The following is a 16902-nucleotide window of genomic DNA, read 5'->3' on the forward strand; positions in this document are numbered from 1 at the left end:
CGCTACACATCTGTGCGCTGCTAAAAATAATCTGTATTCCAACAAATTGAAACCCTTTATAAATTACGAAATTACTTAAGCTAGTCGCAAACCATATTCTTCCTGAAAAAAGTTTACAAGCCAGTCTTTTACTCTGTGGGTAGCGCGGCAGTCATCTTCGTTGTAGCTTTGGATAATTTCTAGTAAGGTGCGATCGCCAGTTTCTAGCCACTGATCGTACCAGTAAATACATTTGGCACCACTTGCTTCTTTTTCCCGCCACTCAAATCCTAACCAACGCGCGATCGCTTTGAGCGCATAACTTTCTACAGGTAATGCTACACTTTGGGTTAATTGTTCATACACATCCACAAATCTATTCAGCACAGGACGCACTGAGGCGTAGGGAGTGTTGTAAAGCTTTGCTAGGCGTTTGACTGTATCAAACTCGTAGACACAAAAATGATAAATTGGCGCTTCGGGATATTGCCAAACTAAATCCAAAAATTGCTGCCAAACTAACTCTTCGTCTTCTGGTTTATCTGCTAAAAATGAATAAAACTGTTCTGTATTGGCAAGTCTATCAACGACCAAAACCCCCAAAAGATAATTTAAATCTAAGTCTGGCTGTGCCTCAATATCAAAGTAAAGTTCTATGGGTGCTGTGAATGTAATATTTTCTATTGGTAACGGATAGGGTAAAACTAGGGGTCGTTTTTCCAATGCAGATTGAGCTTGCACTACTAGCTTGGGTGCTACTTTCGGATCAAAACCAACTAGATTTTCTAAGGTGCTGGGACTGGTATTAGCAAGAGATTCTAGTGTGGTGATGGCTACGTCTTGGAGTTGAGTGTAGCGAAGAGGTGTTACACCTGGTAATAGTGAGAGATGTTTTTCAGATTGAGCGATCGCATAACATTGACTATACCAATGGCAAAAATTGCACTTTTGCCGAGAAATAAACACCTCTGGTGGATTCGGTAACTCTAAAACTTCAATAAAATCCTCTAGAATTTGCTGCATCCGTGGAATCCATTTAAATAAATCCACCGTATAGTTACTGTTTTTGGTTCGCAGTATCAGCAAAGCTGTTTCTGGTACAACTCCCTGCACTGTTGCCAAGACTTGAGTATGAAATGCAGCGACAACTTGATATTCTTGCTTAGGACGCTTACCTAGTTCAATACTGGCCGGGACATACATCCAATCTCCAAAACGAGACTGTCCTGGCTGTTTGACGAGTAAATTTGGGCGACTCAGCAGGGTATATTCGTCAGAATAATTTGCTAGCAGTACTCCTTTATAAATATACTCAACGCCACGCTCCATCAATTCTAAAGTTGCCTGCTCTGCTATTTCCCAGTTTCCATAAGAATAATCTGGTTGGTGGTAAGTCATCTGTGCCAAAGCATTTAGCTGATGAGCGATTTTGTCCTGTTGCAGTTTCCGCAGCAACTCATTGGGTGCATCGCGCTGACTTTTGTCACCGTGGATATCTAGAAAAGTTCGGCGTTTACAACGTTGGTATTGCAGTAGGAGTTCAGCATTAATTAGCATTCTTTTAAGTTAACAAGAATTAGTATTATGTGGGAGTAACTTAGACAAGTAAAGTTTGCAAGTGGCGATACCTTTTCTGCGTTCGCGCAGCGTGTCGTAGACAGACGCTACGCGTAGCTTGCTTCCCCTATGGGGTATGGTGGGCTACGCCAACGCCTTTACACCTGATTTGCCGTTTATTCTATACAGTCAACAACTAAGTGTTTGCGTTTCTCTTGGGTGACAGATGAGGGAGAATGACAAAATCACCTTTTATCCATCATTACAAGGGTACATGACAGAACAACATGAGCCATGCATCATCTGTGAGCGTGTCACACTCTGGAGAAGCGGTAAAAATCCTTACTTCATCCACGAATTTGAGCATTCAATCTTTGTGATTGGCGATCATCAATTTCATGGCGGATACTCCCTGATTCTTCTAAAAAAACATATTAGAGAGTTGCATGAACTTGCTCCACCTATCCAGTCTGCCTTATTTCAAGAGGTGATGCTGGCAGGACAAGCGATCGTTAATGCTTTTAGTCCGTGGAAAATGAATTATGCCTGTTATGGCAATAGTGAACTACATATTCATTGGCATCTCTTCCCACGCTATGAGTCTGATCCTGATCGCCAAAGTACCCCGTGGCTTCATGCATCAGAATTCAAACACCATCTAATTACGCCTCAAACAGCGCAGAATTTAGGAAAAAAAGTCAAAGAGCATTTATCGTTACTGATTACAAGATAAGATTTGGCTGCGATCGCTAAAATTAATCTCATCCCTATTTTTACCATTGCTACTAAGTATCAATAGGCTGTAAACAACAGATATCCCTTGGAAATTATGACTAGTCTTTCTGTCGCCCAAACCAAGCTGCAAAGCTATCGAGAGCAATTTCCTGCTTTAGCCAATAAGACTTATTTCAATTATGGGGGACAAGGGCCAATGCCCCAAAGGGCAATGGATGCTATGACCGAAACTCAGGCTTATGTTCAGCAAATAGGACCCTTTGGTAATGAGGCGTATCGCTGGATAGCGCCGCAGACTCAAGCCGCTAGAGTTGCGATCGCTTCAGAGTTAAATGCACCAAGTGAAGCAATTACCCTTACCCAGAATGTCACAGTTGGCTGTAATATCGCTATGTGGGGCATTGACTGGCATTCTGGCGACCATATACTGCTCTCAGACTGCGAACATCCAGGCGTGATTGCCACCACACAAGAAATCGCACGGAGATTCGCGGTAGAAGTTACCACCTGTCCCCTGAAGGCGACTTTAAATGAGGGCGATCCTGTAAAAGTTGTTGCTCAACACTTACGTCCTAATACCCGTCTTGTAATATTAAGTCATGTTTTCTGGAATACTGGTCAAGTTTTACCTCTTGATAAAATTGCCGAAGTATGCAGAAATAATCATTCTTTTTTATTGATAGATGCTGCCCAGTCTGCTGGTTTATTGCCTTTAAATTTAACAGAATTGGGTGTAGATTTTTATGCTTTCACTGGTCACAAATGGTTATGTGGCCCTGCGGGTGCTGGTGGTTTGTATGTCCGACCAGAAGCACGAGAAAGCCTGAAGCCTACGTTTATTGGCTTGAATGGCATTGTTGTAGATAGTCAATCTCAGCCTGTGGACTGGCTTCCAGATGGGCGACGATATGAAGTGTCTACATTAGCTTATCCGTTGTATTTTGCGTTAAAGGAAGCGATCGCAATTCATCAGCAATGGGGAACTTCACAAGAACGTTACGAACAAATTTGTCAAAGCAGTGGCTATCTTTGGCAGCGCTTAGTAGCGTTACCCAATGTTAAATGTTTGCGAACATCCCCACCCGAAAGCGGTATAGTCTCGTTCCAACTTATAAATAATCAGCCCCAAGCAAATCTCAAGTTAGTACAATTTCTAGACTCACAAAATATATTAACTAGAACAATTGCCGATCCTAGCTGTATACGTGCCACCATCCATTACCTGACTTTAGAATCAGAAATCGACCAATTAGTTGAGGCCATTCAAAGTTTTTGCAAAATGAGTTAAAAATTAGGAGTTATGAGTTTAGGACTTACGCAAAATATCTCTCAAACTCTTATTTCTCCGTGCCCTCTGAGCCTCTGTGGTAGCCTGCGGCAAGCCGCTCCGCGTCTACGTTATTCCGTAACTTTTGTGTAAGTCCTAGAGTTATCAGTCTAGTAATTACAATTTTAAGTTCTAACTCCTAATACCAATTCTTTGTAAGGCTACACCAAATTTTCTTTCGTCCTTTGTCTACTTTGCTCATATAATTTGACGCAGCTTCATACAGACGTATAACTCCTCACTACTACCTCCTATCTTTTAAATGGAACGCCCAATTTTATACTTAGCTATCACTAACCACGGCTTTGGACATGCTACACGCATGGCTTCCGTCGCTGCGACAATTCAAAAATTATGTCCAGAAATTTTGCTCATTCTTGTTACCACTGCCCCGCGCTGGTTGCTAGAGTGCTATATAGAAGGAGATTTCATCTATCGTCCCCGTGCATTTGATTTGGGTGTGGTGCAAACCGATAGTTTGACAATGGATAAAGTAGCGACTTTAGAAAAGTTACTGGATATTAAAAAACATCAAAATTCGCTGATTGCCTCAGAAGTGAATTTTATCCGCCAAAATCGCGTTCATCTCATTTTGGCAGATATTCCCTTCCTGACTCCTGGGTTTGCCAAAGGTGCAAATATCCCTTGCTGGATGATGAGTAACTTTGGCTGGGACTTTATTTACCGAGGTTGGGGAGGGGAATTTACAGCAGTTGCAGATTGGATTAGTGATTGGTACTCAAAGTGCGATCGCCTATTTCGTCTCCCTTTCCACGAACCGATGAAAGCTTTCAACAATATCACAGATGTCGGTCTAACAGGTGGTTCCCCTCATTACTCTGCTGATGATTTACGTTCTCTTTGGGGAATAACTGCACCTATCGAAAAAACTATTTTATTGACCTTTGGCGGCTTGGGTTTGCAGCAAATTCCCTACGATAACCTGCGGCGATTTCCAGATTGGCAATTTATCGTCTTTGATCAATCTGCGCCTGATTTACCTAATTTAGTGAAAATTAATGACCGTAAATACCGCCCAGTAGATTTTATGCCTATTTGTGGGCGAGTCGTCTCTAAACCTGGCTACAGCACTTTTGCTGAAGCTACACTATTGGGAGTACCTATTGTTACTATTCCCCGTGAGGACTTTGCCGAAGCAACTTTTCTAATAGAAGGCATAACAAATTATAACCAGCATCAAATCATCACCCCATCTGAGTTTTTTCAAGGGACTTGGGATTTTCTGTATCAGTTACCCCAACTACCAAAGCAATCCCAGCTAATTGCTAAGGATGGTAATGAAGCGATCGCTCATGCTATTCTCAATTATTTACAGATAAAATAAAGTTATTGAAAACAACATTACTGTAATAATACGAACTCGAAGCATAGATAAATAAATCTACGTCTCAAGAATACAATTTACAGATGTTAACTGGCTTCAAAAAGATTTATAATAACCATACTCAATCTAGCGATCAACCAATAGCAAAACAACCAAATAAAGCAGATTGAACTGCTAATTAGCTTTTACTGTCATCAATCATTACTGTTTTAAATGACTCACTACCAAAAGTTACTAAAAATTTCTACTACTGCCAAATCTTTTTACAACATCACCACTAAAATTGAAGCCGCAGTTGCAGAATCGGGGGTTGAAACTGGTCTTTGTACTTTATTTTTACGCCACACTTCAGCCAGTTTAGTTATTCAAGAAAATGCCGATCCTGATGTTCTTGTGGATCTAGCTAATTTTATGGCGAAACTCGTCCCAGAATCAGGCAAATATATTCACGATGCAGAAGGCCCCGATGATATGCCGGCACACATTCGTACTGCACTTACCCACACTTCTGAACATATCCCTATTAATCGTGGTCATCTGGTACTGGGAACTTGGCAGGGAATTTATATTTGGGAACACCGCCAGCACAGTCATTCAAGAGAATTGGTTATTCACATATCTGGATAGCTAATTCGTTTTATTGAAGCGGTAGTTTTGTAGAGTTTAAATACTCTGGTATAATACCTAAATTTTGGGTATAATTTCCTAAACTCATGGTGATATACATTAAATAAATTTCACCGTGATAGCTTCCTCATGAAAATTATTGATACAAAACTAACTAGATATAGACTAAATAATTCGTGTATATTTGTAAATTCAAAAGTTAAGTTTATTTGTGATTATTAAATAATCTACTTCTACCGATTACACTAATATTAAGTGTAAGCTGTCTGGGCTATTTCTATTACTATGAAGCAAGAATTAACACCAACTCATACTTTTCAATTTATTGATGAAATCCTTGCCCAGCAGTCTGTTAATTTATTGTCACTTAGTCCTGAAAAGACATTAATGACCAGCTTTGCAGAATTGGAAAATTTAATTACTGAACAAAATACTGACATTCAAATTATCACAACCATTCAACAAACTCTCGAAAACATAGTCCGTACTCAATTGCAAAACTTCCCAGAAAATATCTTCTGGGATTTTGATTTTCTAGTAAGTAGTATGCTTAGACAGGCTTTAACCGCAGATGAGGGTGCTATTCCTTTCTTAAAAGTTTTTGATGAAAAGATGATTTCCCTGACGGAGATGTTTGGAAATAAAACGGAAATGCGCTTTCGTTATGTGCATGATTTTATGTATGGATTTGATTGGGCAAGATGGGTACAAAAAGAGCCACAAAATCGCGCACACGTAGAACCTTTTAGTCTAATTTTTTTGGATTATTTGCTCGCTAAAGGTAAGGAACTATTACAACGTATTAGTCATGGTCAGGTCATATCTTATAAATTGTGTGAGACTGGCTACCGCAATCCTTTCACCTTTTCTCGTGAACCAGAAGATGAATACCGTCTGCTAACTTGTCTTGCTGAGGAACAACTTATTCCAGTAGCGGCATGGAATTGGAATGCTAACCCTATATGGAATAGACCTTTCCAGGAGATGCGCCAGGAATTAGCATTAAAATTAAATATTCAACCACAGAAACACTGATTAGCAATTAAAAATTGCTGAAATAATTATGAAAATTGCTGATTTAATTACTTGGTTTGAAGCATGGGCAAATCCCGCTTGGTGTGAAAGCTGGGATAATTGCGGTTGGCAGATTGAACCAGGAGTGTTGCAGGAAAAAGTACGGGTTTTGGTTTGTTTGACACCGACTTTGGCAGTAATGCAAGAAGCGATCGCAGAAAATGCTAATCTCATATTCGCCCATCATCCCTTGATTTTTAATCCTCTCAAATCTTTACGCACTGGTGAAGCGATCGCAGAAATGGTACGGTTGGCTTTTACCCATAATATTGGTATTTACAGCGCTCACACCAATTTCGACCAAGTGCAGGATGGTACAGCTGATGTATTAGCTCAAATTTTAGAACTCAAGCAAGTTACTCCCATAGTACCAACACAAGCAGGGTTAGGATATGGTCGTGTTGGTTTGCTAGAGCCATTTTTGACACTACAGGAATTACTCACAGCTATTCAAACCCGGCTTGCTCCCCCTAATTTGATTTTTTCCCCAACTACTGACTTACAGCAAATAATTTCACGAGTTGCTGTTTTGGGTGGTTCGGGGGCTGGTTACATTTCAGCCGTCGCCAAAACTGGTGCCCAGGCTTATCTAACTTCTGACTGTAAGTTTCATCAGTTTCAAGAAAGCCGCGACCGCAATCTTATTTTAATAGATGCGGGACATTATGCTACCGAACGTCCGGCTTGCGATCGCTTGGTGCAAAAATTCCAGTCCCTAAACTTAGACTGGGTGCAATTAAGCCAAAAGGATGAAGATTTCCGCCAGTTTTTTGCTTGATTGCTTATGTTTCACTACATTTTAATATTGTCAAACTATTTAGCTTACCAAGATTAATGCTGAATATCTTTGTATTAAAATCTCCCCGTATACCCCGATGAGTCCCATCTAAATCTTATATTTAATAGCATTTCTGTGATAAGGATCACTGCTTACGTGTAATTATAATCACATAATATTAATGTTTCATATCAACTAGTCGCAGAAAAAAATGTTCCACACTTGATGTAACAAATTGTTTACTCTGTCCTAACCAAGATGATTCGCACAATCGTTGAATCTGCTTTCCAAACTGGATATCTTAGTGTTGAATCTGAGGGTTTACTCCAGCAAGTGCTAGCTACAAAATGCTATCAGTCAGAGGATTTGCCAGACCTTGCAGCCCTATATGACGCAGTTCGTGCAGGTAGAATTAAACGAGAAGCATCCTCATCGAACTTGCTTATAGAATTTCCCCTCCCACATAAATCTTCCTGATCCTCCAAAAGAACCAGAGGAACCGAGAAAAGCTTGTTGCAAGTATTTATGCTCACTCACTATTCCATTCTCTTGCCCTTTTTTTACCCATCATCAGGCAAAAAACCTTAAAAATTCAAAACTCTTTGGGTGTTGTTGCTGAAAACCATCAAGGTCAGCAAGAGAATGAGTTAAGATCAGATACAAGTGGGTAAAAGTAAAGCCGAGTCCCCGGACTTCCCAGCAATGCCAATGAGTAAAAGTAGGCAGATTAAACAACCGCAATCAACGATTGTTTTGGAGTATTATTTATTACATAATGGTAAGAATGACTCACCAAGAAATATGAACCTGATTAGGACAGATTCCGAATTGTTTGACTTCTATGAAGCAGACGTTCCTTAGAATAAGCTGAAAGGAGATTGAATTCATTGCCAGAGCAATTCATGATTTATTACCCAATATTTCCCAATATTTTGACAACTACAGGCAAATTTTGGCATTGAGTGATAAAGCGTACTTGTTCTCAACGGTGAAATTAGCCTCCCAAAGGTGTAATGTAATGGGGTAGAACCCAGATTTTGACAGGTTTAACTACGTTGTTTAAAAAGGCAGAAACAGTACATGCTACACCGCAAGATTTATCAACTCTGTTGCGATGGGCGCGAGGTATGTGTTTTCTTGCGGGACCAGCAACGCTGGATTGAACGCGCCCGCATCATCGACATAGAGGGAGATTTAGTGACCCTACGCTATGAAACAGAAGAAGAGGACGAAGTTTGTTCTTGGGAAGAAATGGTTCGCCTCGAGAGCATTGGTGCTGTAACGCAAAAACTGGCTTCAGTGCCACGCGGAAATGTGGAACCTCTGATGACTGAAGACTGTCCCGAAGCTGAACGCATCCACAACCGTTACACTGACTCGAATCCAGAATAATCAGTGTTGAGGAGCCAGTACTAAAAACAGGTTTCTCATTGGAGGTGACTGGTTTCTGATTCTGCCAGCTTATTCGCTAGGCTCTCCCCTTGCCCCAAAGGGAGAGCCTAGCGTCAAGGGAAAAGCCACTGGTGCCTAGTGCCGAGTTCTAAGTCATAAATCCTAACTCAGGACTCAGCACTAGATAAACCTTCAAAAGCAGGACAGTAACCTTCGAGAGTTACCTTAAAGTTATACAACGGCGAAGCTGGGTTCCAACACCTCTGTCCCCTTTGATGTCGGCAAGTACCACAACAATCGACATCCGTCCATGTATAGCGATCGCTATTTTGGCTAAGAAGTTCTCGTTGAGACAATCCCCTTAAGACTAGTTCTTCCCCTTGCCAACGAGCTTCGATTAAACCAGTATCGGCAAATTGCCGCCAACGCGGATCGGCAGTAATCATATTGGGTAGGGTAATTGTGATTACTGTTCCCAACTCTGTCAGTTCGCCTTCGTAGTTAGTCTCTGGTGCTGCTGGTTGTAAAAATGTGTCGCCTATAGGCAATTCTACTAAAGTGTTAGCCGCCGGAGAATGTATATGGTAGCGGTTTTGCAACTCTTCCAAGCTAGTCAGGTCTGCTAAGTAAGCAGGAGAACCGTGGACAAAAATGACGTGCTGGGGTCGCAAATTATGAATTAGCTGCGTAGTACCAGGGCCATCACTATGTTGTGCTAAGAGATAGCTTTCAACAGTGGTGGGTGCTAAATATTCTTTATTAACTTTTATATCAATTTTTTCTGGAAGAAGGATCAGCCAAGGGCCGGTGTCTAGTTGACAGTGTTTGCCTAAATCAGATGTCGAGTCGGTGAGAACTATACAAGGTGACTTGCCCACTGTGGGACGATGTTCTGCTTGTAAGCGACGCACGCGAGGACGTACCCGTTCATCCCAAAATAAGGGTTGATGGCGGGCGAAGTTTTGCACAGATGGGGGGAGGTGGGGTAGCAGTTCTAGGTAAGCATCGCAGCCAGTAGCCACAGCACCATCCACCCAGATATCTAAATCTCTTCCGGTGAAATGGTGATGAGAGCGTAACAGCATTAGCATCTCTTGACCCAATCCTAAAGCAGGAGTGGGAAGGATTACAGAACAATGGTCAGCGATCGCTCGATTAATTCGCTCTGCTAGTTGATTTTCCTGGTTGCGGCGGTGAGGATGACGGGATGTGCCATAACTGCCTTCAATGATCAGCACATCCAAGTCTAAGCCCCGCAGTTCTTCTAAACGCAAACCTTCTACCAACCGAGAATTTGATAAGAAAAAATCCCCTGTATAGAGTAATTTGTAAGTACGCTGCTTGGTGGTGTAGGTAAGGAGAATGGCCACTGCCCCTGGTAGATGCCCGGCGGGAAATAATTCTGCGACTAAACCATCTTGAAATTCCACAGGCGATCGCAACGGCAAAGCATGACAAAATTTGGAAATTTCCTCAGCATCTTGATCTAGCCAATTCAGTGGCAGTAACTTGCTGGTTACTTCGCTACCATAGATAGGTAACTTAGGAAAAGCTTTATGTAGTGCCAGCAAGCCTCTGGAGTGATCTGGGTGGGCGTGACTAATCAAAACTAAATCTGCTGGTAGGGGCGAACTAGATGCACGTTCCGACCTAGTAAGCCCCTTAGCCAGCGATGAAATATCTTCCATACCACAGTCTAACAGGATGCGGTGTGGCCCCATCTTTACCAATAAACACACGCCCTCATCGTAATGCTGGACACTATAGGGCAAGCATTCTAATTCAGTACCCACTTCCGCAGCATCTACGCTAGAAGATGCCGACAGATTATCCCTCATACTGTCCTCCCCTCCAACCTCATCATCATGGACATATCCCAAAAGCCAAAAGTTACGTTACACAAGTTTTGGTTTTGTGACTTAGGGGTAAGTTTTAGCGTGCGCCCCTACACCCTGAGAATACAGATTTTTGATTGGGGAGGACGCCTCAGCCGAACCCGCACTGGTTCGGAAAGGTGGGCTAACGAAAAGCCATCAAACTAGGAGCTAAAGGAGTTTGCCTCTTGTGTGTTTTACCTTTGCAACTTCTGAGCGTCTTAGCAAACTCACCCTACGGAAAGTCGCCCAAGCCTCTACAGATTTATTTCAATGTGCGGAACCGTTGCCGTGATAGTTATCTGAATCATAGAATCCGTTTTTCGTGCCAAAGAATAAGCACGAAAGCGTGAAGATAACTGTTAATCCAGCTAGAATCAGCTTTACATCCATTTGTTTGCTGCCCCTTACTCAAGACTTTCTTATCTTAATTTAGTGCTTCCGCAATCAAACCGGATCACTAGAAAATCTTTACTATGCTTATGTGGATTGGGCAATAGGTAACTTTACCACAATCAGTCAGATTGTAGAACTTTTCGGTTCACCTGTCCATCCATCTAAATTTAAACTAAAATTTTCACTGTTTCCGGCGTAGTTCTGGATTTAAAAAGAGGTCTACGCACTGTCTATATGATTTGAAAACTGCTGTAAATCAAATGATGACATACAGCCTCCAATGAGGGCATGGTGTACATATCACATTTGATTCATAACTTATATGAACATCTTAATGCTATCTTCTACCTTTCCCTACCCACCAACGCGGGGGGGAACCCAAGTCAGGACATTTAATTTACTTAAATACCTGAGTCAACGCCATACTGTTACCCTTGTTACTCAACGCGAGGGCGATGTGACAGATGCAGAAGTAGCAGAATTAGGCAATTATGTGGATCATTTAGCCATTTTTGAACGCCCTTCAGATTCTGGAACCACTGGAATATTGAAGAAAATACAGCGATTTGGTCAATTTTTGCAACAAGGGACACCGCCAAGCGTACTTAACCGCTACTCACTTGAGATGCAAAGATGGGTTGATAACTGGGTGGAAGCAGGGAAATGTGATGTAATTACCTGCGAACATAGCGTCAATGAAATTTATGTGCGATCGCATTTTCAGAAACAGCTAAAAACTATCGTGAATGTTCATAGTTCTGTTTACGCTACCTGTCGCAACCAACTAGCCACAGGCATTTCAGAAAATTCCCTGAGAGACAAAATTAATCTACCGCTTCTGCGGCGTTATGAGCAAAGCTACTGTGGTAAGTTTTCGGCAATTGTAGCGACAACAGAAGAAGATAAAATTCAACTACAAGAATTTAATCCCAATAGTGAAATTACAGTTATTCCCAATGGAGTAGATTTAGTTTCTTTCCCCAACCGTAGCAACGATCCAGGAGGACATCGCTTAATTTTTATTGGCGCAATGGATAATTTGGCAAACATTGATGCTGTATGCTTCTTCAGTAACGAAGTCTTGCCAGCAATCCAAAAACTTTATCCTGATACAATTTTCGATATCGTCGGTTCTCATCCAGTGCCAGAAGTTTTAGCACTCGATCAAAAACCAGGAATTAATGTAATTGGGCGTGTGCCTTCGATGGTAGAATACTTGCATAAATGTACCATCTGTGTTGTACCCATGCGAACTGGGTTTGGTATTAAAAATAAAACTTTAGAAGCAATGGCAGCTGGTGTACCTATAGTAGCTAGCGATCGCGGCTTAGAAGGATTAGCTGTAGATGGCGTTAGTCATCCATTACGGGCATTACGAGCAAATACACCAACAGAGTACATCACCGCTATTAGTCAACTCTTCGATCAGCCACATCTGCGTGCAGAATTGTCTCATAACGGTAGACATCTGGTAGAAACAGATTTTACTTGGGATATCGCTGGTAAAAGCTATGAACAAGTTTGTCTAAGCTAACGCGCCTACATATTGCACTATTTTCGGTGTAGACCGTCATTAGTCATTAGTCATTTGTGTGTTACCAAGGACAAATGACAACCTCACCACTTGATGTGCTTTCTTATATGCGTAACAGCTTAGTAGATAAATTCTAATTGTTTTTTCTTATCGGTCTGTAACAAATGTATGCAGAGAGGTTGCAATGCAACGTCTCTGCATCGGTTGGGCAAATTATGTGATCTAAATCGTATTGGTTGTTAGTTAGCTTGTAAAGAAACACGTCAATTATTATCAAACCTAGTAGAAGCACCTAAAACAAGTAATTTTTTATGCTTGCGCTTATTCTTATTCTTGAGAGTATTCAAATAACTATCAACGTAGCGGAAAGCAGCAGCACCGTCATAATCAGCAATGGCTATAGCTTGTAAGAAAACCTTTGAAGGAATTTCAAACGCTAAAAATCTTTCTGTTAAAATCAACAAATCTTTATCTGTGGCGGGAAAAGTAGTCTCTTCTGTCTCTTCTGTCTCTTCGGGTTCGTAGAAAATGTCTTCAATTAATGCTCTGTACACTTTGTACCTCCCCAAAAGCATAAGATGCAAAGCCTGTGATAAAGTTTAACTGCTGATCGCGAGTTTGTAAGTTAACTGGGAGTTCGGTACCAGGACATCCTATTTCCCGTAAAATTTCTAAACAATAAGCACCGAGTTGAGTGTATGGAGCTTGCTCCAATTCTTGAGCTACCTCTAGAGCCATCTCCAGATTGACTTGGATAACCGTCGTTACAGGGTTGGTCATAAACACGCCCTAATAAACTGGATGTTCTTAGTTTTGATCACAAGTACAAATAGCGTAACGGTGTTTTTGCGGAATTTATGAAGAGGGGAAAATAAAGTATCAGCGCATTTGCGGTAATGTATCGAAAATTATCCAAACAAGACTGAAAGCTTAACAATTCCGATCTAAGTGCGATCGCTACACTAAAATACATTGGCATTCACTTAATGTCAAAGGCAAGCCAATATTTATCTTAATGCGTATAAATACTTATTAAAGGCGAAAGCGCTTGCCAGAACACTAGCGAGGAAATGTGAGATATGCCTGAGGCGTGAGCCTACGGTGGGCATGTACGCGATCGCAATTAAATATTTTCTTGTTGGGGGCGTAAGCTTTTAATCGTAGCGGTCAAAACTAGGACTATTGCCAAAACAAACACGGTATTTCTGAGTATTGAGTTATCAGAGTGTTTGAGTGCGATTGCTATTAGTGCCCAAAGTATTACTCCTGCATAAGCGATGTCTCGACGCTGGATAACTATAACTGCTGCAACTGCTGTTGCTATCAATGCCATGATGAGAGTCCATGTTATCGCAGAAATTCCCCAACCGTTCCACCCGTGAAAATACAAGGCACACGCTATATTGACAATGGTCGCCACGCTAATCCAGCCTAGATAAATGCTGATCGGAAAGTGAAGACACCATTTTTTCAGCCTAGGTACACGCGATTTGCCAATTTCTAACTGTACATAAACACCAATCAGGGGCAACAGAATCAAAAGCATTGCAATTACAGAAAGAGCAAAAAGCCGAGACAAAAACAGATATACCCAGATACTTTGAGCAACACAGGCAATCACCAACAGATAACCTGTCTTACGTAAATCAGGCTCATCTCGTTGGTTAGGTAAAGCTTGGTATACCCCAAAAGCAAACAACCCAAGGTAAATCAGCCCCCAGATAGCAAAGGCGTAATTGGCAGGGATAATCAGGACATTTTTAAATAAAGTATTGGAAATTTCCCCAATACTGAGTCCATTGAGCGGAAAAACGTTCGATACTACGTTGATAACGAAAGCACCAAAGATTGCAGCCAACGTAACAAGCTGTCGCCAAAAATCCCGGTAATTGCCTCTTGTGGACTGCTGCATAGGATGTTAACTGCTCTGTGATTCGTTGACCAAAGTGAGTATTTATACTCAGGTATGATCTCTTGGTTTTAAGGTTACATAAACCCTGAACTTTCCGCAACTGTATGATTTTAAAACCAAATACTAAAACTGCGATCGCGGAACTTTAAATCAAGTCTTTAGGCTTGTCCTGCGACAGACTGATGGTTACAGTGATAATTTGAACAATATGCGATCGCGGATTAAGCATATTAGCAATAAGAATAGAAACTATTGCGTTGCCGATAAAATTTAGTTGTTGTTCGTGTCGCCTTTGATGCATAAAGGAAGCGATACAGACGTTTGAAGTTCTATGGTCTTCACTTGTAGCTAGAATTAGCTGTAACTTATTATAGGCACAATACAATACTCTCCATAGCTTTGACTTGGTGCAAAGATAGTTTACAAAAGTTGCTCAACCAGTTGCCATAATATTGTCTTCTAGCCTTTGAAGACTTAAGGGTAAAGCTAACTAATTCAATTTATTACAAATAAGATGAATACTGAGAGTATTAGTATAAAAAATATCAAAACACAACAAAATATTATCTTACAAAAGATTTTCGATGCATCTTCAACTCCAACCCCAAATGCTGATCACATACAACAAATAACCGAGACTTTAGTAAAAACAGTGACAACAATTGAAAAAATATGTTTCCAGCAGCAAGTAACGCCTGCCAACCTGACTAGTTCATCGCGCCAAATATACTCCTGGATGAAGTTTTTGACAGATGAATGTAACCTGCAACTTCATCTGCAAAGAACTTATTATGTACGGCAAATTGCTAAAGAAATCCTCTGCACACATGGTCAAGAATCAGTCGAAGTAATGATTGAATTCACTAATATTGCACTCTTATACAAGGGTAAAAAGTCTAGTAAGATTGCTAAAATCGTGATTAATGAAGGTTTTATTAATGCGTCAGAAGAAGTTTTACAGGCGGTAGTCAAATCTGCCCTTTTGGGGAATAGCCAAGCTAGTACACGACTTATTAGGTCATTTGCCAGTTCATCAGAATACAGCGATGTACTACTAGAACTTGATTTAATTGCTGAAGTAATTGCAGAGAATGCACAAGGTAAATTTTATAACCTACATCATTTATTTGACAAACTGAACTACGAATATTTTGCGGCAAATCTTGTCAAACCACGCCTTACATGGAGCCAAATTAATACTTACCGTAAGTTCGGACATTATGAGACAGCTAGAGATCGTGTGGTGATAAGTTTGACTCTTGACGATGCGAATATACCGGAGTTTGTAGCTGAATTCGTTTTATATCACGAATTGCTGCACAAGTACCACGGCATAAAGTGGGTTCAGGGCAGAAGAATGGTTCACACAAAAGAGTTTCGTGTATATGAAAGCAGGTTCAAGTTGTACAAAGAAGCATCTGTGTGGCTGAAAAAGTTGGCATCTAGCCCAAGACCTTAAATATACTTAGATGTAATGAAAGAGTGTGTAATGGTTATTGTTAGTGAACTGCGAAAGTTCTAGAGCTTAGTGGTGCAAAAAACTTTTTGAATTTCAAGTAGAGAAAACAGTGACTTTCGAGAACTCAACTCTGGTCTATAATTGTTCCCGTTTTTTAAGTGACGCACAATCAGGTAGAGGACTTTTTCGAGGTAAAGAAGCGAAGGTAGGGATGGGCAGACATTGATAACATAGTCGTTTAATCTCGCGCAGACCCAATTGTAAAAAGCTCAAACCTCTTTGATCATGCCTGCCTGTAACACTAATAATTATATTTGGGACGATTGGATATTGGTTGAGTCAATCTTTTATGGCACGTTAACGCTATACAAAATAGTAATATAGATTAAAAAACATAAATTACTGTAAACTCCTATGGCGGACATAAATGGTAATTGGTTAGGAACTTATTGGCAAGATGAAATGCCAAGTCGATTTGAAGCAACTTTTGTGCAAAGTGGAAATGTTCTCAAGGGTTCTATTTTGGATGATAACTATTTAGGAGAAGCGACTGTTAGCGGTGAGGTAATTGGACGTAATATCAGCTTTACAAAGCTTTATGTAATAACTTCGCCTTCACCAGTTACATACACAGGTACAGTCTCAGAAAACGAAGATTATATGCAAGGAAAGTGGAGCATTGGCTCTCGCTACTCTGGTTTATGGGAGGCACGACGAAATGGAGAGAATCTGATTGTAGATTTACAAACTTTGCTGGAAAAACAAACTGTATTAACAACTTCAAAAAATACATAACTGAAATAGAGTAGAAAGCAGCCTTAAGCGAAAGGGTTGCTGTAGGCCTTACTACTGATTCTAAAGTTAACAAAAATTAGAATGCACAAATGCTCAAACCTGAAAAACTTTGTCAGAG

The 16902-nt window shown here is 40.8% G+C and carries 18 protein-coding genes; 11 read left to right on the plus strand and 7 right to left on the minus strand.

Annotated elements, in window-relative coordinates; all coding sequences use genetic code 11:
• Positions 1 to 75: 75 nt before the first annotated feature.
• Positions 76 to 1536, minus strand: a complete 1461-nt coding sequence (locus H6G86_RS05495) for a TM0106 family RecB-like putative nuclease (RefSeq protein ID WP_190933471.1) — start codon at positions 1534 to 1536, stop codon at positions 76 to 78.
• Between the two features lie 274 nt (positions 1537 to 1810).
• Here H6G86_RS05495 and H6G86_RS05500 point away from each other — a divergent pair, with 274 nt between their 5' ends.
• From H6G86_RS05500 to H6G86_RS05535, 8 genes are all read left to right on the plus strand, one after another.
• Positions 1811 to 2269, plus strand: a complete 459-nt coding sequence (locus H6G86_RS05500) for an HIT family protein (RefSeq protein WP_190933472.1) — start codon at positions 1811 to 1813, stop codon at positions 2267 to 2269.
• A 96-nt stretch (positions 2270 to 2365) separates the two neighbouring features.
• Positions 2366 to 3559 (plus strand): aminotransferase class V-fold PLP-dependent enzyme, encoded by a 1194-nt coding sequence (locus H6G86_RS05505; protein ID WP_190933473.1) that lies wholly within the window; start codon positions 2366 to 2368, stop codon positions 3557 to 3559.
• Positions 3560 to 3860: 301 nt separating this feature from the next.
• A complete protein-coding gene (locus H6G86_RS05510) occupies positions 3861 to 4943 on the plus strand; it encodes a glycosyltransferase family protein (RefSeq protein WP_190933474.1) in 1083 nt (360 codons plus the stop codon).
• Positions 4944 to 5156: 213 nt separating this feature from the next.
• Positions 5157 to 5570: a secondary thiamine-phosphate synthase enzyme YjbQ gene (locus tag H6G86_RS05515; protein WP_190933475.1), complete on the plus strand. Its 414-nt coding sequence runs from the start codon at positions 5157 to 5159 to the stop codon at positions 5568 to 5570.
• A 285-nt stretch (positions 5571 to 5855) separates the two neighbouring features.
• Complete coding sequence (locus H6G86_RS05520) at positions 5856 to 6605, plus strand: hypothetical protein (RefSeq protein WP_190933476.1); 750 nt, start codon at positions 5856 to 5858, stop codon at positions 6603 to 6605.
• 28 nt (positions 6606 to 6633) lie between these two features.
• Positions 6634 to 7422, plus strand: coding sequence for a Nif3-like dinuclear metal center hexameric protein (locus H6G86_RS05525; RefSeq protein ID WP_190933477.1), 789 nt, complete (start codon positions 6634 to 6636; stop codon positions 7420 to 7422).
• 258 nt (positions 7423 to 7680) lie between these two features.
• The gene (locus H6G86_RS05530) at positions 7681 to 7899 is read left to right on the plus strand and encodes a hypothetical protein (RefSeq protein WP_114084135.1); all 219 of its coding nucleotides are present in this window, start codon (positions 7681 to 7683) and stop codon (positions 7897 to 7899) included.
• 603 nt (positions 7900 to 8502) lie between these two features.
• A complete protein-coding gene (locus H6G86_RS05535; protein WP_012408115.1) occupies positions 8503 to 8814 on the plus strand; it encodes a DUF6679 family protein in 312 nt (103 codons plus the stop codon).
• Between the two features lie 167 nt (positions 8815 to 8981).
• On the opposite strand, the gene H6G86_RS05540 is transcribed toward H6G86_RS05535, so the two are convergent.
• Together H6G86_RS05540 and H6G86_RS40130 are read right to left on the minus strand one after the other, a co-directional pair.
• Positions 8982 to 10652 (minus strand): MBL fold metallo-hydrolase, encoded by a 1671-nt coding sequence (locus H6G86_RS05540; protein ID WP_190933478.1) that lies wholly within the window; start codon positions 10650 to 10652, stop codon positions 8982 to 8984.
• Positions 10653 to 10958: 306 nt separating this feature from the next.
• Positions 10959 to 11081: a DUF8629 family protein gene (locus tag H6G86_RS40130; protein ID WP_041565249.1), complete on the minus strand. Its 123-nt coding sequence runs from the start codon at positions 11079 to 11081 to the stop codon at positions 10959 to 10961.
• A gap of 325 nt (positions 11082 to 11406) precedes the next feature.
• Between H6G86_RS40130 and H6G86_RS05545 the strand changes: the two genes are divergently transcribed.
• The gene (locus H6G86_RS05545; RefSeq protein WP_190933479.1) at positions 11407 to 12618 is read left to right on the plus strand and encodes a glycosyltransferase family 4 protein; all 1212 of its coding nucleotides are present in this window, start codon (positions 11407 to 11409) and stop codon (positions 12616 to 12618) included.
• Positions 12619 to 12881: 263 nt separating this feature from the next.
• Here H6G86_RS05545 and H6G86_RS05550 read toward each other — a convergent pair whose 3' ends face one another.
• The 4 genes from H6G86_RS05550 to H6G86_RS05565 form a co-directional block, all read right to left on the minus strand.
• A complete protein-coding gene (locus H6G86_RS05550) occupies positions 12882 to 13172 on the minus strand; it encodes a hypothetical protein (RefSeq protein ID WP_190933480.1) in 291 nt (96 codons plus the stop codon).
• Positions 13153 to 13398 carry a hypothetical protein gene (locus tag H6G86_RS05555; RefSeq protein ID WP_012408119.1) on the minus strand — a complete coding sequence of 82 codons (246 nt, stop codon included), beginning with the start codon at positions 13396 to 13398 and terminating at the stop codon, positions 13153 to 13155. The genes H6G86_RS05550 and H6G86_RS05555 overlap by 20 nt, the downstream gene beginning before the upstream one ends.
• 343 nt (positions 13399 to 13741) lie before the next feature.
• Entirely contained in the window at positions 13742 to 14530 is a 789-nt protein-coding gene (locus H6G86_RS05560; protein ID WP_190933481.1) for a TspO-related membrane protein, read from the minus strand.
• Between the two features lie 145 nt (positions 14531 to 14675).
• Positions 14676 to 14831 carry a hypothetical protein gene (locus H6G86_RS05565; protein WP_190933482.1) on the minus strand — a complete coding sequence of 52 codons (156 nt, stop codon included), beginning with the start codon at positions 14829 to 14831 and terminating at the stop codon, positions 14676 to 14678.
• Between the two features lie 213 nt (positions 14832 to 15044).
• Here H6G86_RS05565 and H6G86_RS05570 point away from each other — a divergent pair, with 213 nt between their 5' ends.
• Positions 15045 to 15989 (plus strand): M48 family peptidase, encoded by a 945-nt coding sequence (locus H6G86_RS05570; protein ID WP_190933483.1) that lies wholly within the window; start codon positions 15045 to 15047, stop codon positions 15987 to 15989.
• A gap of 414 nt (positions 15990 to 16403) precedes the next feature.
• Complete coding sequence (locus H6G86_RS05575; protein WP_190933484.1) at positions 16404 to 16784, plus strand: hypothetical protein; 381 nt, start codon at positions 16404 to 16406, stop codon at positions 16782 to 16784.
• Positions 16785 to 16902: the final 118 nt, after the last annotated feature.

It is taken from the genome of Nostoc sp. FACHB-133 (genome assembly GCF_014698055.1).
Lineage (GTDB): Bacteria > Cyanobacteriota > Cyanobacteriia > Cyanobacteriales > Nostocaceae > Nostoc.